Annotated in this window: 19 protein-coding genes; 7 read left to right on the top strand and 12 right to left on the bottom strand. The window is 61.7% G+C overall.

Features of this window, described 5'->3' with window-relative positions; genetic code table 11:
- Window positions 1-109: 109 nt before the first annotated feature.
- The 5 genes from AB4O09_RS20460 to AB4O09_RS20440 form a co-directional block, all read right to left on the bottom strand.
- Window positions 110-646, bottom strand: a complete 537-nt coding sequence (locus AB4O09_RS20460; protein WP_013692685.1) for a PqiC family protein — start codon at window positions 644-646, stop codon at window positions 110-112.
- A 17-nt stretch (window positions 647-663) separates the two neighbouring features.
- Window positions 664-2322, bottom strand: a complete 1659-nt coding sequence (locus tag AB4O09_RS20455) for a PqiB family protein (protein ID WP_003200069.1) — start codon at window positions 2320-2322, stop codon at window positions 664-666.
- Window positions 2303-2947: a paraquat-inducible protein A gene (locus AB4O09_RS20450; RefSeq protein WP_027912575.1), complete on the bottom strand. Its 645-nt coding sequence runs from the start codon at window positions 2945-2947 to the stop codon at window positions 2303-2305. Before AB4O09_RS20450 ends, AB4O09_RS20455 begins: the two co-directional genes overlap by 20 nt.
- An 11-nt stretch (window positions 2948-2958) precedes the next feature.
- Complete coding sequence (locus AB4O09_RS20445; RefSeq protein WP_003200073.1) at window positions 2959-3555, bottom strand: paraquat-inducible protein A; 597 nt, start codon at window positions 3553-3555, stop codon at window positions 2959-2961.
- Between the two features lie 69 nt (window positions 3556-3624).
- Window positions 3625-4065 (bottom strand): CBS domain-containing protein, encoded by a 441-nt coding sequence (locus AB4O09_RS20440; RefSeq protein WP_003200075.1) that lies wholly within the window; start codon window positions 4063-4065, stop codon window positions 3625-3627.
- Between the two features lie 317 nt (window positions 4066-4382).
- On the opposite strand from AB4O09_RS20440, the gene AB4O09_RS20435 reads away from it, so the two are divergent.
- Complete coding sequence (locus AB4O09_RS20435) at window positions 4383-6746, top strand: DNA polymerase II (RefSeq protein ID WP_003200077.1); 2364 nt, start codon at window positions 4383-4385, stop codon at window positions 6744-6746.
- Window positions 6747-6931: 185 nt separating this feature from the next.
- Here AB4O09_RS20435 and AB4O09_RS20430 read toward each other — a convergent pair whose 3' ends face one another.
- Window positions 6932-7753 (bottom strand): aldo/keto reductase, encoded by an 822-nt coding sequence (locus tag AB4O09_RS20430; protein ID WP_003200078.1) that lies wholly within the window; start codon window positions 7751-7753, stop codon window positions 6932-6934.
- A gap of 156 nt (window positions 7754-7909) precedes the next feature.
- Complete coding sequence (locus AB4O09_RS20425) at window positions 7910-9061, bottom strand: aldose epimerase family protein (protein ID WP_003200080.1); 1152 nt, start codon at window positions 9059-9061, stop codon at window positions 7910-7912.
- Window positions 9062-9359: 298 nt separating this feature from the next.
- On the opposite strand from AB4O09_RS20425, the gene AB4O09_RS20420 reads away from it, so the two are divergent.
- The 3 genes from AB4O09_RS20420 to AB4O09_RS20410 all read left to right on the top strand — a co-directional run bounded on the left by AB4O09_RS20420 (window position 9360) and on the right by AB4O09_RS20410 (window position 11818).
- Complete coding sequence (locus tag AB4O09_RS20420; protein WP_003200082.1) at window positions 9360-10109, top strand: hypothetical protein; 750 nt, start codon at window positions 9360-9362, stop codon at window positions 10107-10109.
- A 107-nt stretch (window positions 10110-10216) separates the two neighbouring features.
- Window positions 10217-11002 (top strand): sulfite exporter TauE/SafE family protein, encoded by a 786-nt coding sequence (locus tag AB4O09_RS20415; RefSeq protein ID WP_003200084.1) that lies wholly within the window; start codon window positions 10217-10219, stop codon window positions 11000-11002.
- Window positions 11003-11269: 267 nt separating this feature from the next.
- Window positions 11270-11818 carry a DUF4174 domain-containing protein gene (locus AB4O09_RS20410; protein WP_003200085.1) on the top strand — a complete coding sequence of 183 codons (549 nt, stop codon included), beginning with the start codon at window positions 11270-11272 and terminating at the stop codon, window positions 11816-11818.
- 64 nt (window positions 11819-11882) lie between these two features.
- Here the strand turns inward: AB4O09_RS20410 and ampC are convergent, their stop codons facing one another.
- Window positions 11883-13031 (bottom strand): class C beta-lactamase, encoded by a 1149-nt coding sequence (gene ampC / locus AB4O09_RS20405; RefSeq protein WP_003200087.1) that lies wholly within the window; start codon window positions 13029-13031, stop codon window positions 11883-11885.
- Between the two features lie 272 nt (window positions 13032-13303).
- Here ampC and AB4O09_RS20400 point away from each other — a divergent pair, with 272 nt between their 5' ends.
- Both AB4O09_RS20400 and AB4O09_RS20395 read left to right on the top strand, forming a co-directional pair.
- Window positions 13304-14182, top strand: coding sequence for a Dyp-type peroxidase (locus AB4O09_RS20400; protein WP_460107398.1), 879 nt, complete (start codon window positions 13304-13306; stop codon window positions 14180-14182).
- A gap of 78 nt (window positions 14183-14260) precedes the next feature.
- Window positions 14261-15007: an SDR family oxidoreductase gene (locus tag AB4O09_RS20395; RefSeq protein ID WP_003200090.1), complete on the top strand. Its 747-nt coding sequence runs from the start codon at window positions 14261-14263 to the stop codon at window positions 15005-15007.
- 115 nt (window positions 15008-15122) lie between these two features.
- On the opposite strand, the gene mapR is transcribed toward AB4O09_RS20395, so the two are convergent.
- The 3 genes from mapR to AB4O09_RS20380 all read right to left on the bottom strand — a co-directional run bounded on the left by mapR (window position 15123) and on the right by AB4O09_RS20380 (window position 18652).
- Window positions 15123-16532, bottom strand: a complete 1410-nt coding sequence (mapR, locus tag AB4O09_RS20390) for a GntR family transcriptional regulator MpaR (protein ID WP_003200093.1) — start codon at window positions 16530-16532, stop codon at window positions 15123-15125.
- A 182-nt stretch (window positions 16533-16714) separates the two neighbouring features.
- A complete protein-coding gene (gene ccoG, locus AB4O09_RS20385) occupies window positions 16715-18127 on the bottom strand; it encodes a cytochrome c oxidase accessory protein CcoG (RefSeq protein ID WP_013692689.1) in 1413 nt (470 codons plus the stop codon).
- Window positions 18128-18415: 288 nt separating this feature from the next.
- Window positions 18416-18652, bottom strand: coding sequence for a DUF3203 family protein (locus tag AB4O09_RS20380; RefSeq protein ID WP_003200097.1), 237 nt, complete (start codon window positions 18650-18652; stop codon window positions 18416-18418).
- Window positions 18653-18787: 135 nt separating this feature from the next.
- On the opposite strand from AB4O09_RS20380, the gene AB4O09_RS20375 reads away from it, so the two are divergent.
- Window positions 18788-19288: an MgtC/SapB family protein gene (locus tag AB4O09_RS20375; protein ID WP_003200100.1), complete on the top strand. Its 501-nt coding sequence runs from the start codon at window positions 18788-18790 to the stop codon at window positions 19286-19288.
- A 50-nt stretch (window positions 19289-19338) separates the two neighbouring features.
- On the opposite strand, the gene AB4O09_RS20370 is transcribed toward AB4O09_RS20375, so the two are convergent.
- A complete protein-coding gene (locus AB4O09_RS20370) occupies window positions 19339-19503 on the bottom strand; it encodes a hypothetical protein (RefSeq protein ID WP_013692690.1) in 165 nt (54 codons plus the stop codon).
- Between the last annotated feature and the right edge of the window lie 17 nt (window positions 19504-19520).

Below are 19520 nucleotides of genomic sequence, written 5' to 3'. Positions count from 1 at the left end.
CGCTGCCGAGCGAAGCGAGGCTGCGATCTTTCCCCTGACGCTTGCGTCTCAAGCGAAAGATCAAAAGATCGTCCGAACGCGGCCCGAGCCTTTGGCAGCGCCTACGGGGTCAAGGGCAGGCTTTGCGTGCAGCCGCCTGTTCAACAAGGCCGGCAAATTGCCGGACATTTTCCTGATGCGCTGTCACCAGCTCGTCGATACTGGCGCCCGCTGGGGTTTGCAGGCTGCTGCGGCACGTGAGGGGGCGGGCGTCGTTGCCCAGGTTGCGCAGGCGCCATTGCACATCCATGCGGGCATAGCGGCCAGGGATCGAGTCGAAGCGTTGCACGTCTACCCGCAGCAATGATTTCGGTGCGCCAGGGTTGCTCAGTTGTTCGTCCAGGCTGCTGTGCAGTTCATCGGCCAGGCTGGCGCCCCACCATTCGGTTTCCAGGATCGCCAACCCGCTGTTGCCCTGGCGAATGACCATCTGGGTGCGATCCACTTGGGGTGGGACACTGACCTGTTCAATCTGGATGTCCACGCTGGAGCGCGATTGGCCTGCCGGTTGGGCCGGGCTCAGGGTGTGGTAGTGGATCGGATCGCTGCGGCAGGCGCCGAGCAGCAATGCCACGGCAACCAGGGTGAGTTTCAGCGTCAGTGGCATGGGGCGGGCTCCTGTGATCATTCTTTCACCGGCAATGTGAGGTTCTGCGCCGGTGCGTCCTTGGGACGGCCGCGAAGCAGCGATTCGGGATGGCGGCTCAGGTAGTCCGACAGTTCGCGCAGCGAGCGCGACATACGCCCCAGGTCGTCCAGGGTCTGGGTCAGTTGTTCGCGCTGCGGTGAGTCTTCAGCCAGGGTCGAGTTGGCTGATTGCAGGGTCTTGCTGACGTCTTGCAAGGTGCTTTGCACGCCCGGCAGGGTCTTGCTGTTGAACTGGGTCAGGCCTTTGCGCAGCTCCACCAGGTTGCCATCCAGGTTGCCGGCAATGCTCTCCAGTGGCAGTTTGTTGATCCGCTCGATCATCGCCTGCAGTTGTTCCTGCAGTTGCTGGAGACTGCCCGGAATGGTCGGGATACGCACGGGCCGGGCGCTTGGGTCGAAGGCGACTTTTTCCGCCTTGGGGTAGAAATCCAGCGAGATGTACAACTGCCCGGTCAGCAGGTTGCCGCTGCGGGCCTGGGCGCGCAGCCCTCGCTCGACGAAGCTGCCGATCAGGCGGGCGCCAGCGGCTTCGTCGTCTGGATTGTGATTGAGCGACTTGAGCAGTTTTTCATGGGCCTTGCCCAGGCGTTGCGGGTAGATCACCACGCCGACGTTGACCGGAAAGCTGCGCTGTTTCTCATCGAAATCCAGATGGATGGCCACCACCCTGCCGACTTCCACCCCGAGGAACTCCACCGGCGCACCGACGCGCAAGCCGCGCAGCGCCTGATCGAAGCGCAGGGCCAGGTATTGCGCCTTGCCATCAGGCGGGGCGAGGGCGCTCTGCTGGTCGGCAAACAGCTCATAGGTCTTGTCCTCGCTGGCGGGGACGTCGTTGGGGCTGTACTCCGGCGCCCGAAACGCGATGCCGCCCAGCAGCAAGGCCGAGAGCGATTCGGTCTTGACCGCGAAACCATTGGCGCCGACGTTCACGTCCACGCCGCTGACGTTCCAGAACCGGGTGTTTTCGGTGACATACACATCGTTGGGGGCGTTGACGAATACGTCGATGTTGACGCCTTTGCCCTCGGCGTCCAGGGCGTAGGACACCACTTGGCCCACCGGGATCTTGCGCAGATACACCGGCGAGCCGATGTCCAGCGAACCGAGGTCCTGGGAATGCAGGGTGAAGCGCTTGCCCGGTTCGCCGTAGGTGATGGGCGGCGGGTTCTCCAGGCCCGTGAAGGACTTGGCACGCACTTTCGACTGGCCGGCGTCGGCGCCGATGAAATCCCCCGACAGCAAGGTGTCGATCCCCGAGATACCGCCGGCCCCGATGCGTGGCCGTACGACCCAGAACACCGAATCTTCGTGAGTGAAGGTGTCGGCTGTCTTGGCGAGCTTGACCGTGGCGGTGACGTTCTTCTGGTCCTCGCTCAGTTGCACGTCGGTGACCTGGCCGATGACCACGTTGCGATATTTGACCTGGGTCTTGTTGGCGGTCAGGCCTTGGCCGGTCTTGAAGGTGATGGTGATGGTCGGGCCTTCCTGCAGCCAGTTGTGGACCACCAGGGAAATGCCCACCAGCACCGCGATGATCGGCACGATCCACACCAGCGACACCGTCCAGCGGCGGGTGGTGACGTGGGCGCGGCCGGGGGCGGGTTGCTGCCCGTCAGTGGCTTGCGACTTCATCCATGACCTCCTCGGATGGTTGAGTGTCCCAGATCAGCCGGGGGTCGAAACTCATGGCCGACAGCATGGTGAACAGCACCACGAGGCCGAAGAACAGGATGCCCGGTCGTGGTTCGATGTCGCTCAATGCCTGGAACTTGACCAGGGCCGCCACCAGGGCAACCACCAGCACATCGAGCATCGACCAGTAGCCGATGACTTCCACCAGCCGGTACAGCTTCGCCCGCTGGACCTGGGCCCAGGTGCTGCGCCGCTGTGCGGTCACCAGCAACAGGGTCAGCACCACGAACTTGATGCCGGGCACCGCGATGCTGGCGATGAAGATAATCAGGGCGATGTCCCAGGCGCCACTTTGCCAGAACTCGATGACGCCGCTGATGATGGTGCTGTCGGCGCCTTCGCCGAGCATCTGGGTATTCATGACCGGCAGCAGGTTGGCCGGGATGTAGAACACCAGCGCGGCGAGCATGTAGGCCCAGGTGCGGGTGATGGCGTCGGGTTTGCGTCGATGCAGGGCGGCGTCGCAGCGGGGGCAGGTCTGGGGCTCGTCGGTCATGTCGCAGGCCAGGCCGCAACTGTGGCACAGGCACAGGTCCAGGTCGCGGGCCTCTGGCGGGGTGTCCAGCGGCTGGCCGTTCACAGGCTGTCCCACAGGTCGCGGACATCGCGCCCGGCAATGCGGATCATCAGCAGGCTCAGGGCCGCCAGGGCGAACAGGCCGATGCCCGGGAGCACGTCCAGCAGGCCGGCGAGCTTGATCACCGCCACCAGCGCGCCCAGCAGGCACACTTCCAGCATGCTCCAGGGCCGCAGGGTTTCAAGGCTGCGCATGCACAGGTTGAACCCCGGTGCCCGCCGCTGGAGGTAGGCATGGCCCAGTACCCAGAGCAGGAGCGCCAATTGAAAGGCCGGTGCGATGATGATCGCCACCGCTGTCACCAGGGCGATGAAGGTGATCGGCCCATGGCTCAGCGCCACGATGGAATCCCATAACGTCGCGCTGTTGCTCAGGCCCTGGAGGCGGATGCTCATGATCGGGTAGATGTTGGCGAAGGCCCACAGCACCGCTGCCGTCACGCTCAAGGCCAGGCGCTGCTCGATGGTCAGGCCGTTGTAGCGCTGGATCACCGCGTGGCAGCGCACGCACGAAGCTTTCTGGTGCGCGACGAGCACCACCGGCTCGTACACCGCATCGCAATGTTCACAAATGATCAGTCGGTCGGTGTTGGCCATTGGGATGCTCGCAGGAACAACCCCTTCAATATAGAAGTGCCTTGAGAATGAGCAACCCGACCGAATGGATCATTCCCCGCGAATGTATTGCTCCAGTTGTTTGATCAGATCGGCCTGTTCGGCGATGGCTTCCTTGACCAGGTCGCCGATGGACAGCAGGCCGACCAGTTTGCCGTCCTCTACCACTGGTAAATGCCGCAGGTGTTTTTCGGTCATGATGCTCAGGCAGGTCTCGACGTTCTGGTGCGGGTCGATGGTGATCACGGGGGAGACCATGATGTCACTGACCTTCGTGCCCACCGATGAGCGCCCGCGCAAGACCATTTTGCGGGCATAGTCGCGCTCGCTGATGATCCCCAGCACTTCATCGTTCTTCACTACCAGCAACGCACCGACGTTCTTCTCGGCCATGCGCATCAGGGCCTGCAATACCATGTCGTCCGGTGAGATGGTGTGCACTTGCTGGTTCTTCTCGTCTTTTATCCGGAGCAACTGCGCGACGGTTTTCATGGGGGGCCTCGGGTGTTGTTTTTGCTGGTTGTTAAAGCATCGTAGACCCAACGGCGCAGAGCAAGCGGTAAAGCGGCGGCCAGTCGTCCAAAAGCGTCATTACCGGGGGATTTCCCACCGATGTGATGCCATCCAGCATTGTGGCGAGGGGCGTCCCTCTGTGGGAGCAAGCCTGTGGGAGCAAAGCTTGCTCGCGATGAACGATGACACGGTCTAGCAGTTGAACCGCATCGCGGGCAAGCCTTGCTCCCACAAAGGAATAAATCCCCTCGCCACAGGGTAGAATCGTCGCCTACGTAGAATTCGAGGTTGCAGCGGTGGATTTACAGCAGGGCTTCGTCCTGACCCGGCATTGGCGCGATACCCCGGCCGGCACCGAAGTCGAGTTCTGGCTGGCGACCGACGCCGGTCCCCAGCGCGTGCGCCTCCCAGTGCAAACGTCGGTGGCCTTTGTGCCGCAGATCCAGCGCGGCCAGCTCGAAGCCTTGCTGCAAGGGGAGAAGGAGGTAGAACTGCGCCCCCTGGACCTGCTGGATTTCGAGCATCGTCCGGTGCTGGGATTGTATTGCCAGCAGCATGCCCAACTGATGCGCCTGGACACCACCCTGCGCCGCGCCGGCGTGGAGGTGTTCGAAGCGGACATCCGGCCGCCGGAGCGCTACCTGATGGAGCGCTTCATCACCGCCCCGGTCTGGTTTGGCGGTACGCCGGCTGCCGATGGCCTGCTGGTCGATGCCCAGATGAAGCCGGCGCCCGAATACCGTCCACCGTTGCGCCTGGTGTCCCTGGACATCGAAACCACCGCCCAGGGCGAACTGTATTCCATCGCCCTGGAAGGCTGCGGCGAGCGCCAGGTCTACATGCTCGGGCCAGCCAATGGCGACGATACCGGCGTGGATTTCCAGCTGGAATACTGCGAATCGCGCACGGTGCTGCTGAAGAAACTCAACGATTGGTTCGCCCGTTTCGACCCTGACGCGATCATTGGCTGGAACCTGGTGCAATTCGACCTGCGAGTGCTGCATGAACACGCCCGGCGCCTGGCGGTGCCGTTGCGTCTGGGACGCGGTGGCGAAGAGATGCAATGGCGCGAGCACGGCGCGCGCAACAACCACTTCTTCGCCTCGGCCGCTGGCCGGCTGATCATCGACGGTATCGAGTCCCTGCGTTCGGCCACCTGGAGTTTCCCCTCGTTCAGCCTGGAAAACGTCGCCCAGACGCTGCTGGGGGAGGGCAAGTCCATCGATAACCCGTACCAGCGCATGGACGAGATCAATCGCATGTTCGCCGAGGACAAGCCGGCCCTGGCCCGCTACAACCTCAAGGACTGTGAACTGGTGACACGGATCTTCGCCAAGACCGAGTTGCTCAAGTTCCTCTTGGAGCGGGCCAGCGTCACCGGGCTGCCGGCGGACCGCAGCGGAGGTTCGGTGGCGGCCTTCACGCACCTGTACATGCCGCTGATGCATCGCCAAGGGTTTGTTGCACCCAACCTGGGCCAGCGTCCGCCCGAGGCCAGCCCGGGTGGTTTTGTCATGGACTCCCAACCGGGCCTCTACGAGTCGGTGCTGGTGCTGGACTACAAGAGCCTGTATCCATCGATCATCCGCACCTTCCTGATTGACCCGGTGGGTTTGATCGAAGGGTTGCGTCACCCGGATGACCAGGAATCGGTGCCAGGCTTTCGCGGGGCGCGCTTCTCCCGTACTCGACATTGCCTGCCAGCCATCGTGGCGCGGATCTCCGAAGGCCGGGAGACCGCCAAGCGCGAGCACAATGCGCCGCTGTCCCAAGCGTTGAAAATCATCATGAACGCCTTTTATGGCGTGCTCGGTTCCAGTGGCTGCCGTTTCTTCGACACACGCCTGGCCTCGTCCATCACCCTGCGCGGTCACGAGATCATGCAGCGCACCCGCCAGTTGATCGAAGCCCAGGGGCATGTGGTGATCTATGGCGATACCGATTCCACGTTCGTTTGGCTTCGTCGTGCCCATGGCCAGGAGGAAGCGGCCAGGATCGGTCGCGAGTTGGTGGCCCACGTCAACCAATGGTGGCGTGAGCAGGTGCGCGATGAGTTCGGGCTGGAGAGTGCGCTGGAGCTGCAGTTCGAAACGCATTTCAAGCGCTTTCTGATGCCGACTATCCGCGGCGCCGAGGAGGGCAGCAAGAAACGCTACGCCGGATTGGTAACCCGTGCCGATGGCAGCGACGAAATCGTCTACAAGGGCCTGGAAACCGTGCGCACCGACTGGTCGCCGCTGGCCCGGCAGTTCCAGCAGGAGCTGTACGGGCGGATTTTCCACCGCAAGCCCTATCAGGATTATGTGCGCGATTATGTGCGGCAGACCCTGGCCGGCGCGTTCGATGAACGGTTGGTCTACCGCAAGCGTCTGCGTCGGCCGCTGGAAGACTATGAACGCAACGTCCCACCCCATGTGCGGGCCGCGCGGCTGGCCGATGAGTTCAACCAGCGCCAGGGCCGTCCGCGGCAATACCAGAATGGCGGCTGGATCAGCTACGTCATCACCGTCGCCGGCCCCGAACCGCTGGAAATCCGCAGTGCGTCAATCGATTACGACCACTACGTGACCAAACAGCTACAGCCGGTGGCGGATGCGATCCTGCCGTTTGTGGATGATGATTTTTCGACGTTGGTGGGTGGACAGATGGGGTTGTTCTGAAACTCCGTGGTATTCAGGCCGAGCCCGTGGTCAGGGTTTATCCCCTGTGGGAGCAAGGCTTGCCCGCGATGCGGGCGCCTCGTTTTTCCTAGGACACCGTATCGCCTCCATCGCGGGCAAGCCTTGCTCCCACAGATGAACTCCCTCGCCACAAGTCAGTGTGAATCCCGAGGTTGAATGGGTCTTCAGACCATCGCCAAGCGCTGCTTGCGCTGGGGCTGGGGAAATATCAGGTCTAGGGCTGCCAGGTCTTGCGGTTCCAGCTTGAGGTTGGCCGCTTCGGCATTCAAACGCACATGCTCAGGTTTCACGGCCTTGGGAATGGCAATCACATTGTCCTGGCGCAACAGCCAGGCCAGTGCGATCTGCGCCGGTGTGGCGCGATGGCGTTCGGCGATCTGTCCCAGGGTGTGATCCTTGAGCAGGTGTCCGCCCTGGCCGACCGGGCAGTAGGCCATGACGGGCATGGACTGGCGCTGGCACCAGGGCAGCAGGTCGAATTCGATGCCGCGTTCCTGCAGGTTGTACAGCACTTGGTTGGTCGCGCAGGCCGGCGCGGCCAGTTCTTCAAGGTCCGCTACATCGAAGTTCGACACGCCCCAACGGCCGATCTTGCCTTCTTCGCGCAGCCGCTCGAAGGCTTCGACGGTTTCGTCCAGCGGGTACTGCCCGCGCCAGTGCAGCAGATAAAGGTCGATGTAATCGGTGTCGAGCCGCCGCAGACTGCGTTCGCAGGCCAGGGGAATGCCTTTGCGACTGGCGTTGTGAGGGTAGACTTTACTCACCAGGAAAACCTGGTCGCGCAGGCCGGTGATCGCTTCGCCAACGACGGTTTCGGCACCGCCTTCGGCATACATCTCCGCCGTGTCGATCAGGGTCATGCCCAATTCGATTCCCAACCGCAGGGCGGCCACTTCTTTCTTGTGATGAGACGGTTCCTCACCCATGCGCCAGGTGCCCTGGCCAATGACCGGTACGGACACACCCGCCAATTCCAGCGTCCTCATGCCTTTCTCCTGTTGTGCTGATCGATAATCCAATGGACAGCAGGATAGTCGTAGGAGCTGGCGAAGCCTGCGATCTTTTCGCTCCAAACTCAATTGTCTGGGGAAAGATCGCAGCTTCGCTTTGCTCGACAGCTCCTACGGGTGTGGTGCTTTTTTTTATTTCGCGGAGAACTTCAACACCATGGTCTGGGTGTAGGTCTGGCCCGGATCAAGCCGCGTCGAAGGGAAGTTCGGCTGGTTGGGCGAGTCGGGGTAGTGCTGGGTTTCCAGGGTGAACGCGCCCCAATGTGGATAGACCTTGCCTTGCTTGCCCTTGACGGTGCCGTCGAGGAAGTTGCTGGTGTAGAACTGCACGCCAGGCTCGGTGGTGTAGAGCTGCAGGCGTCGTCCGGAGTCCGTGTCATACACCTCGGCGGCCAGTTTGTTCACGTCGCCCTTGGCGTCCAGCGCCCAGTTGAAATCGAAGCCGCCTTGTTTCGGTTCGGCGAATTTGAGTTGTGGGTGATCGGCCTTGATATGGGTGCCGATGGCGGTGGGTTGGGTGAAGTCCATCGGTGTGCCGGCCACGGGGGCCAGTTCGCCAGTGGGAATGAGCTTGCCGGTGACCGGCGTGTAATGGGCCGCGTGCAGGGTCGCGACCTGCTCGAGTATGTCGCCGTTGCCTGCCCCGGCCAGGTTGAAATAGCTGTGGTTGGTCAGGTTCAGCACTGTGGGCTTGTCGGTGGTGGCTTTGTACTCGATGCGCAACTCGTTCTGTTCGTTGAGGCTGTAGGTGACGTCGGTCTTCAGTGCACCGGGGAAACCCATCTCGCCATCGGCTGACAAGTAGGTCAGGGTGACGCCCACCGAGTCCTTGGCATTATGGGGCTGGGCCTTCCAGACGCGCTTGTCGAACCCTTGCGGCCCGCCGTGCAAGGAATTGCCATGGTCGTTCTGCGGCACCTGGTAACGCTTGCCGTCCAGCTCGAAGGCGCCGTCGGCCAGGCGATTGCCGAAGCGGCCGATGGTCGCGCCGAAATACACGCTGCCGTTCTTCTGGTAACCCTGCACGTCGTCGAAGCCGAGCACGATGTCGGCGGCCTTGCCGTGTTTGTCCGGCACGCTCAATGACTGGAGGATGCCGCCGTAGGTGATGACCGTGGCCTCCATGCCGTGACTGTTGCGCAGCACGAATTTTTCCACCGCCGTGCCGTCGTCGGTTTTGCCGAACGCACCACGTTCGTTGGTCAGGCCGGCAGCGTGGGAAGCCGAGGTGGCGATCATCAGAGACACTCCGAGGGCCGTGAGCAGTTGTCTGGATTCAAGCATGGTATGACCTTCCTTCCTGTTGTTTTGTTGTTGTTTTGAACGCGGGGCGAGTCCGCTACTGGTCGGACAGCGCTGAAGGTTTTTCTGGTTAGTAGTCTTTCTATTTGATGGGTGAGAAGGGATTTATAGCCATTAATAAGGATTTATCAATTAAAAAGTAAGACTAATTGAGTGAGGGGGATGTTGCTGGAGACCGAAGGTTTGCTCCGGGTACTGCACTTTTGCGATTTTTGCCGCTCTATCCATGGCCTGGAAGCGACGACCCCCCATCGCTTCCCCATGCCCAGACCGAGATTCGATGGCCGGTGTTTTTTATTCTGTGACGAGATTGCGCCGTTGTTGCCTGGCATTGTTGGTCGGTGTGTCGATGCTGTTCAGCGGCGGCTGCAGCCATCAGCAGGGGCAGGACATGGTCACGCAGTTCAGCAACGCCAGGCCCCAGGAGTTCTTGCAGACCAGCGTCGATCGCATGGCCACGTTGTCGATGCACGACAACCTGCAAAGCCTCTATCTGCTGATGAACAAGCTGTACCTGCGCAACCCCGAGGAACTGCGCAAGTCCGGTTTTCTCGACGCCCGCACTGCGGAAAAACAGGTGCGCATGGCCATCGAGCAGCAACAGCCCTTGCCGACCCTGGGTGGCAAGAAGGACCTGGCAGCCCTGAGCTATGCCATGAGCCCGGAATTTCTCGGCGATCGGGTAGGGGCGTTCATCTATGCCATTGGCAGCATGCTGGTCACCGCGCACGGCAATCGCCTCGAGTTCTACATGACCGACACCATCGACCCGCGTTTTGTCAGCAACGCGGCGCGCAATATCGAAAAGGCCACCTGGCTGCTGAGCCAGCGGCAGAACAAGGACGGCAAGCTGTTGCTGTTTTCCAATGAGATTTCGGAGGAGGGCAGCAACCTGAGTTTCGCCGTGGAGTTCGGAAAAATCGTCGCCCGATTGGACCTGCTGACCCAGATGCTCGATGAGCGCTACCGGCGGATCGGCTTGAATTACGCCCAGAGCCTGCTGTTCCTCAACTTCCTGCCGGTTCAGTGAAGCTATGGAAAAGGAATAAAGATAGATCACATCGATATAGGAGGTTATAAGAAAAATCGCTATGCTCGCGACCAGATTTTTCACGCGGTCGTGCTGAGACGGGTTTAATGGATTTCGGTAATGTCGGTTTAGTCGTTGCAGGCCTGGTGGTCGGTTTCATCGTTGGGATGACCGGCGTCGGCGGTGGTTCGCTGATGACCCCGATCCTGTTGTGGTTTGGTATCAACCCTGCGACGGCGGTAGGTACGGACCTGCTGTACGCGGCTATTACCAAGTCTGGTGGTGTCCTGGTTCATGCAAAAAATCGCAACATCGACTGGGCGATTACTGGCTGGCTGACGTTGGGCAGTGTGCCGGCGGTCGGCTTGACGCTGTGGTTCCTCAGCAGCCTGCACAGCTCCCCCGAGGCGATGAACGCGGTAATCAAGCAAGCCTTGGGCTTTGTGTTGTTCGCCACCGCCCTGGCGATCCTGTTCAAGAAGCGCCTGCTGCAATTTGCCCACGACCGCGCTGGCGGCCACTACAACCCCTCCGGTTCGCGCCTCAATGTGCTGACGGTCATCACTGGCCTCGTGCTGGGTGCGATGGTCGCCTTGACCTCCATCGGCGCTGGCGCCCTGGGCACTGTCGCGCTGTTCATCCTCTACCCGTTCCTGGTCACCAAGCGCCTGGTGGGCACCGAGATCGCCCACGCCGTACCGCTGACCCTGGTGGCTGGCCTGGGCCATGCGAGCATGGGCAACATGGACTGGCACATCCTGGGTTTCCTGCTGATCGGTTCGTTGCCGGGGATCTACCTGGGCAGTCATTTGTCGGGACGCATCTCCGACGAATTGCTGCGCCCGTGCCTGGCGGTGATGCTGGCGATGATCGGGTTCAAGCTGGCGTTCTAGAACAGTCAGCTCAAGTCCAATAGTGTGGGAGCGAGCTTGCTCGCGATAACGGTGTGTCAGTCGACTCGATGTTGGGCGTCATGACGCTATCGCGAGCAAGCTCGCTCCCACAATTAGTCTCTCCCGACTTCAGCGCTCTCCTTGCGGTTGCGCAATGAACCCCCTGGCCTAAGCTTCAAGTCAGGCAGGCGCAGTATTGAGCGACTCTCGCGGAACAATCGCCGCCCTGTGCAATCAGTACAGCGTAAATATCAAAAGGAGAGGCGCATGCTCATTCGGTCGTTGACCTTCGCTACCTTGCTGGCCATCGCCGGCCCACTGTTCGCTGCCGATGGCGACTCGCCGCTGTTGGCGGACGCAGGCAAGTCACGTCCCCTTGTCGTCATCGCGCCCAGCACGGTCGACCCTGCCTGGGTGAGCCTGAAAAAGGCCTTGGATGAACCGGCAGGCAAGCAGGGCTTTTCCGAGCGCAACATGGTGCTCTATACCGTGCTCAATACCATTGGGCAGCGCGATGGCAAGGATCTGGATCCGCAAAGCACCATGGCGTTGATTCGCTCGCTCAAGCTGGGAGCCGGAGCACAGACCAAGATCATCCTGGTGGGCAAGGACGGGGAAAAGAAGCTTGAGCATTCCGGGGCGATCGAACTGAAAGACCTCTTCGATGCCGTCGATAAACTGCCTGCGGCAGAGAAAGAAGCAACACCTCCAGCCCCACCACCCGCGCCAGAGCCTGCACCGACCAAGGATGCGAAAGGCGCCAAGCCTGGCAAGGCAGTCAAGCCGGCGGGGCCGGTGAAGCCGCTGGATGATTGATTTCCGCCGACAGACTCTTGTGATGAGGGGATAAATCCCCTCGCCACAAGTGAGCCCAGCCGATTTATTTCACGTCCAGCGCAGCGAGGATCCGATGCGCCGCTTTCACCCGTTCTTCGATCGGGTAATTCCTGTTCGCTAGCATGACGATCCCCATGTCCTTTCCGGGTACGAACGCCGCGTATGCGCCGAAACCGTTGGTAGATCCTGTCTTGTTGATCCAGGCGCCGTCCGGCGCTGGGCGAGGCGGGTTGAGAGGTTCGACTTTTTGTGGGGTCAGGGCCATTTGCGGTGTGTTGCCAGCGAGCAGGTCATCCAAGGTGAACGGAGCGGGGTAGAACTCCCAGCCCAGCCCCTGATTCATCCCGCCAACCCTGTAGAAACCTGTATGCGTCGTGGCGATCGCTTGCTTCAGATCCGCGTCCAGTTTTTCCGGTCGCAGGTTGGCCTCGAGGAAACGCATCAGGTCCGATGAGCTGGTTTTCACCCCGTAGGCCTCGGAGTCCAGGGCTCCCGGTCCGACCCGGACGGGCTTGCCGTCTTTTGCATAGCCTTGGGCGTATCGGCCCAACTGATCCTGCGGCACCCGCACATAGCTGTGCTGGAGGCCCAGCCCTGGCATCAGCGTGCGCTCCATCACCTCGTCAAACGGCCGCTCCAGGCTGCGGGCTGCCAGATAGCCGAACAGGCCGATGCTCGGGTTTGAATAGAGCCGCTGAGTGCCGGCCGGGTAGAGCGGCTTCCAGGTCGTGTAATAACTGAACATCCGGTCCGGATGGTCCGCCTCGGCGGGGAACTGCAACGGCAGGCCACCGGCGGTATAGGTGGCGAGGTTGAGCAGGCTGATACCCTCGAAGGCACTGCCGCGCAGCTCGGGAGCAAAGCGACTGGCCGGGTCCGCCAGGGACAGCTTGCCCTGGGCCTGGGCATAGGCGCCAAGGGTGGCGGTGAAGGTCTTGCTGATCGAGCCGATTTCGAAGAGAGTCTGGTCGGTGACCGGCTTTTTCGTGTCCTTGGAGGCCACGCCGTAGTTGAAGTAATGGCGTTGACCGTTGTAGGTGATCGCCACGGCCATGCCGGCGATGTCCTGTTGCTTCATCAAGGGCTGGATCGTGGCATTGACAGCGTCTTCAATACGATCCTGGGCAAAGCCCGGAGCTGCCCCGCAGACCAGGAAAAAAGTGCCTGCGAGTATCGATTTAGCCATGTGCATGTCGGACCGTCTCCTTGGATGGCGGTGGTTCAAGCCGCTCTGCATCCAGCAGCTTTCGATGCCTGAGTGCATCTTGGGGTGGTCAATCTAGGAGGTTTTCGGTTGTTCGGCAATCGGTGCTCATCCGGCTCAAGGGCGCTTCGGAGTCGTCCGACTGAACCGCAGGAGTGTTCCTACGAAAATCTTCGGTCGCCGGCTTTTCGGTGTCGCATGGCAAACCACACAAACCCACGGCTGCCGGGTAAACTTGCGCTCTTTCTAAAGGAGTTCACATGAGTTACTACCAGCCCGGCATTCTCGCCACCCCTGTTCCGCCTCAGGCCCGTCATTTGTTTTTTGCCCTGGAATCGGTCGAGGCATTGCCGGCTGCGATAGACAAACTCCTGTTGCTGGTCGATGGGCGGGCCGTGGTCGGTTTTGGCGAATCGCTGGTCCAGGCGCTGGGCGCCCAGGTCGAAGGCTTGCGAGCCTTCCCAGCGTTGGCCGGCGTAGGCGTGGACAACCCCTCGACCCAACACGCGCTGTGGTGCTGGCTGCACGGCGAAGACCGCGGCGAGCTGATGCACCGCAGTCGCGCCATCGAGGCGGTGCTGGCCCCGGCGCTGCGCCTGGTGCAGATGAACGAAACCTTCCGCCATATGACCGGCCATGACCTGACCGGCTACGAAGACGGCACCGAAAACCCTCACGACGAAGCGGCCATCGCCGCCGCCCTGACCCAGGGTGTCGATGGGGTGCGCGGTGGCAGTTTCGCCGCGATCCAGCAATGGCAGCACGATCTGGATGGCTTCGCGGCGATGCAACCCCATGAGCGCGACAACATCATGGGCCGTCGCCTGAGCGACAACGAAGAACTCGACGACGCGCCGGAATCGGCCCACGTCAAGCGCACCGCCCAGGAAAGCTTCGCCCCGGAGGCGTTCGTGGTGCGTCGTTCCATGCCGTGGATCGAAGGCGACCGTGCGGGGCTGATGTTCCTGGCGTTCGGTTTCTCCCTCGATGCTTTCGAGGCACAACTGCGCCGCATGAGTGGCCTGGAAGACGGCATCACCGATGGCCTGTATCGCATGAGCCGGCCAATCACCGGCGGCTATTACTGGTGCCCGCCACTGTTGGACGGACGCCTGGATCTGTGCGCCCTGGCCCGGTAAGCGCAACGGTTTGTGCAAAGCGTGACGTGAACGCTATTCTTGGGCCGGATGTCTATCCGTGGAATGGGGGAAGCAAACGTGGATAAAGTCATCGTCATCACCGGTGGCGGCCGCGGAATCGGGGCGGCCACGGCGCTGTTGGCTGCCGAGTTGGGCTATCGGATCTGCATCAATTACCAGTCCGATGAGAGTGCTGCGCAGGAGGTGCTCGAACAGGTCCGGGCCAAGGGCGCGCAGGCGATTGCCGTGCGGGCCGACGTGAGCATCGAAGACGAAGTGATCGGCCTGTTCGACCGGGTGGACGCCGAGCTGGGCCGTGTCACCGCCCTGGTGAACAACGCCGGCACGGTCGCGCAGAAATCCCGGCTCGATGAAATGTCCGAATTCCGCATTCTCAAGATCATGAAGACCAACGTGCTGGGGCCGATTCTTTGCGCCAAGCACGCGGTGCTGCGCATGTCGCCCAGGCACGGCGGGCAGGGTGGCAGCATCGTCAACGTCTCGTCGGTGGCCGCGCGCTTGGGCGCACCGGGGGAGTACGTCGATTACGCGGCCTCCAAGGGCGCGCTGGACACCTTCACCATCGGCTTGTCCAAGGAAGTGGCCGGCGAAGGCATTCGCGTCAACGCGGTGCGCCCCGGCTACATCTACACCGATTTCCATGCCCTGAGCGGTGACCCGGACCGGGTCAGCAAGCTGGAATCAGCGATCCCCATGGCTCGGGGCGGGCGTCCGGATGAAGTGGCCGAAGCGATTATCTGGCTGTTGTCGGACAAGGCTTCGTATGCGACCGGGACGTTTGTGGATCTGGGGGGCGGGCGCTGAGTCCTGGGGTGTCTGTTTTGGCCCTATCGCGAGCAAGCTTTGCTCCCACAGGGGACAGTGTTCCGATGTGGGAGCAAAGCTTGCTCGCGATGGCGGTCTGACGGACAACCCGATATCAGAACGAGCGAATAATCCGCCCCAACGTCTCCATGGCCTTTTCCGAGGCCTCGGTCCACGGGCTGCCGTAATTCAAGCGGATGCAATTCCTGAAACGCCGGGTTGGTGAAAAGATCGGTCCCGGCGCGATGCTGATGCCCTGGGCCAGGGCCATCTGGAACAGCTTGAGCGAATCCATCTGCTCCGGCAGCTCCAGCCACAGGAAGTAGCCCCCCGCCGGCTGGCTGACCCGGGTCTGGGCGGGGAAGTAGCGGGCGATGGCGGCGAGCATCGCGCTTTGCTGTTCCTCCAGGGCATAGCGCAGTTTGCGCAGGTGACGGTCGTAGCCGCCGTGTTGCAGGTAGTCGGCGATGGCGGCCTGGGCCGGCATCGAGGCGCACAACGAGGTCATGAGCTTGAGCCGTTCGATCTTCTGCGCGTAGCGCCCGGCGGCGACCCAGCCGATGCGATAACCCGGTGCCAGGCTCTTGGCGAACGAACCGCAATGCATCACCAAGCCTTCGGTGTCGAACGCCTTGGCAGGCTTGGGGGCCTGCTGGCCGTAATAGAGTTCGGCGTACACGTCGTCCTCGATCAGCGGCACCTGATGGCGGCGCAGCAACTCTACCAACGCCTGTTTGCGCTCCTCGGGCATGGTCGCGCCCATGGGGTTCTGGAAGCTGGTCATGCACCAACAGGCCTTGATCGGATGGCGCTCCAGTGTCTGCGCCAGCACGTCCAGGTCGATGCCGTCGCGCGGGTGCACGGGAATTTCCACGGCCTTGAGCTTCAGGCGCTCCAGTACTTGCAGGCTGGCGTAGAACGCTGGCGCTTCGATCGCCACCAGATCGCCGGGCTCGGTCACGGCTTGCAGGCACAGGTTCAACGCTTCCAGGGCGCCGTTGGTGACCAATAGCTCCTCCATGGGCAGCATCAACCCGCCGACCATGTAGCGCAGGGCGATCTGTCGGCGCAGTTGCGGGTTGCCTGGCGACATGTCCGTGACCACCATTCGCGGGTCCATGTCCCGTGTTGCGCTGGACAGCGAACGGGACAGCCGTTGCAGTGGGAACAGCATCGGGCTGGGGAATGCCGAGCCGAACGGTACGGTGGCCGGGTCCTTGATCGAGTCGAGGACCGAAAATACCAGTTCACTGACGTCGACTTCGGTGGACTCGTGCACCTGGCTGCTGATCGCAGGCTCCGAAAACGGGCTCGGCGCATGGGTGTTGACGAAGTAGCCGGAGCGCGGCCGGGCCCGGATCATGCCGCGTCGTTCCAGCAGGTAATAGGCCTGGAACACGGTGGACGGGCTGACACCGTAGGTCTGGCTGGCGTAGCGTACCGACGGCACACGCTGACCTGGCCCCAGCATGCCCGAGCGGATCAGTTCAGCGATGTCGTCGGCAAATTTCTCGTAGCGTTTCATGGTGGTGCCCAGTCTTGAATGACGCGTGGTTTGCGCTTTTTAAACTGTGGGAGATTCTGTGGGAGCAAAGCTTGCTCGCGACGCAGGCGACACGGATCAACAGTAAGGTCGCGTTATCGTTCTTCGCGAGCAAGCTTTGCTCCCACACGCTCGCTCCCACAGGTGCCCGGCATCTTAAAGCTTCAACGATTCATCGGTGCGACAAAACGGCTCTTGGCGATGCTGTAGATGCCTGGCTCGTCGCTGTCGGCGACCTTGAACGTCATTTCCTGGGAGCCTTTGCCGGGCCGTTCGCTGAGCATCGCCACCGACACCGGCACATCGACGATTTCCCCCGGGGCCAGGCTCAGTTGGGTCTTGCCTTGCAGGATGAAGCCGTCGCCGTCCACCAGGGACAGATGGTAATCCTGGCGCTGTTGGGTCTTGTTGATGATTTTCAGGCTGTAGATGTTCTCGATCTGGCCTGCGCTGTTTTCCCGAAACAGGCCACGGTCCTTGCTGACGTCCAGCGACACCATGGGCCGTTGCATCAGCGCCACGACCAGCGCGCCGATCATCACCAGCAGCACGGCGGTATAGCCGATCAGCCGAGGCCTGAGCAGGTGAGTCTTGCCACCCTGCAGCTGATGTTCGGAGGTGTATTTGATCAGGCCGCGGGCGTAGCCCATCTTGTCCATGATCGAGTCGCAGGCATCGATGCAGGCCGCGCAGCCGATGCACTCCATCTGCAGGCCGTCGCGGATGTCGATGCCGGTGGGGCAGACCTGCACGCACATCTGGCAGTCGATGCAGTCGCCCAGGCCAATATTGGCCGGGTTTGCCTCGCGTTTGCGTGGGCCGCGGATTTCACCGCGGGCCGCATCGTAGGAAATGGTCAGCGTGTCCTTGTCGAACATCACGCTCTGGAAGCGTGCATAGGGGCACATATGCATGCACACCGCTTCACGCAGCCAGCCGGCGTTGAGATAGGTGGCTGCGGTAAAGAAGAGCACCCAGAACAGACTCACGCCGGCCATTTGCAGGGTCAGCAGTTCTTCGGCCAAGGGGCGGATCGGTGTGAAGTACCCCACGAACGTCAGGCCGGTGAGCAGGCTGATGGCCAGCCACAGCGTGTGCTTGGCGCTGCGGCGCAAGAGTTTGTTCAGGCCCCAGGGCGCGGCCTGCAGTTTGATCCGCTGGTTGCGTTCGCCCTCGGTGATTTTCTCGCACCACATGAAGATCCAGGTCCAGGAACTCTGCGGGCAGGTGTACCCGCACCACACGCGGCCGGCAAACACGGTGATCGCAAACAGGCCGAAGGCGGCAATGATCAGCAAGGCCGACAGCAGGATGAAATCCTGGGGCCAGAAGGTCGCGCCAAAGATGTGGAATTTGCTTTCGGAAAGGTCCCAGAGCACCGCCTGGCGTCCGCCCCAGTTCAACCACACCGTGCCGAAGAACAGCAGGAACAGAACCCCCGCACCGCTGATGCGCAGGGTACGAAACAAACCGGTGAAGCTGCGGGTGTGGATCAGGTTGTCGGTGCTCCTGGCCTTTATCTTCGTTGGCGCAGGTTCGAACGTCTGTATCAACTGGACGGGGATTCTATCGCTCATGGTCGGTCGCTCATCAGCCTCTATCTGGCCGGGGCACTATGACCATGGAACTGTTTGCATAACAGACTCAGGTGTTTCGATAAAAACCGGATCAGATGCCGCGAAACCCAGGCCCTGCGACACTTTGATGCACCCGAGGACGAGCGAACATACCGTTGAGGCCAGGGGGTAGTGGGAGCAAAGCTTGCTCGCGATACAGACACCTCGGTTCAAGAAGTATCGTGTTGTTTTCATCGCGAGCAAGCTTTGCTCCCACGGATTGAACACCTCGCAGAGGCTTCAAGCCGTTCAGATCGCCGAGCCGCTGTCGCTGGCCTTCAGGTGCTTGCGCCCGTCGACTGCGCCGGCCACGGTCAGTGCATCGGCCTCGGCCTCGGTGATGTAGACCCGGTCGCCATTGAGCTCCACGACTGACATGGCCTTGTCCGGGTCGGTGATGATGGTCAGCTCGCTGGCAGGGCGCTGTTCGGTGCCATTGGGGGTTTCGAAATGGCAGGTCTGGTTGTCATCGATACGGACAGTCATGGTGTTGCTCCTTCTGGGGTCATGAACGTTAGGTCGCGCGGCCAAGCCAGGGTTCGTTGCGGCTGATCAGCGGTCGGGCGCACCTCTGGCGCCGCCTGCGGTCCATCGTTTATCGAATGAAAAAGAGGACGGTCCATGGACGCCTGGTGGCATGAAGTCTGGGTAACCCTGCAGGCGGAATTCGCCGACATCACCGATGCCCAGCAGATGACCCGGGTCACGGTGCGTCTGCTAATGGCCGCGCTGTTGGGCGGCATTTTGGGTTTCGAGCGCGAACACAAGGGCAAGGCTGCCGGCGTGCGGACCCACATGCTTGTGGCCCTGGGGGCGGCGCTGTTCGTATTGGTGCCACAGATGTCCGGGTCACAGGCCGACGCGATGAGTCGGGTGATACAAGGCGTGGTCGCCGGCATCGGTTTTCTCGGCGCCGGCACCATCCTGAAAAACACCGACGGCGACGAAGGTCACGTCAAGGGCCTGACCACGGCTGCGGGCCTCTGGATGACCGCCGCCATTGGCGTCGCCGCCGGGCTGGGCCGGGAGGCGACGGCGGTGCTCAGCACGGTGCTGGCGCTGGCGATCTTCAGTGTGATGCCGGTGATCGTCCGGGCGCTGGAGAAGGGCGGCAAGCCGTGACGCGGCTATGAGCCTGCAAACACAACAGGTTTTTTATTACTACGCTTGAATCAAACCCGCTCCGGCGGCGCCTCGCTCGGCGGGTCGCCCAGCGGCGGTTGTGGGTCCAGTGGCGGGTCTTTCTCTGGAATCGGCTCGGGATCAGGGCCGGGCGGGGGCAAGGTGGGGTCGTCGATGTTCGGATCGGGTGTTTCGGCCGGGATGGGAATGTTCATCGGGACGGGTCTCCGTG

Source organism: Pseudomonas sp. H1_F01 (assembly GCF_054681425.1).
The sequence above is the reverse complement of the archived record's forward strand: the minus strand, read 5'-3'. Positions and strand labels throughout refer to the sequence as shown.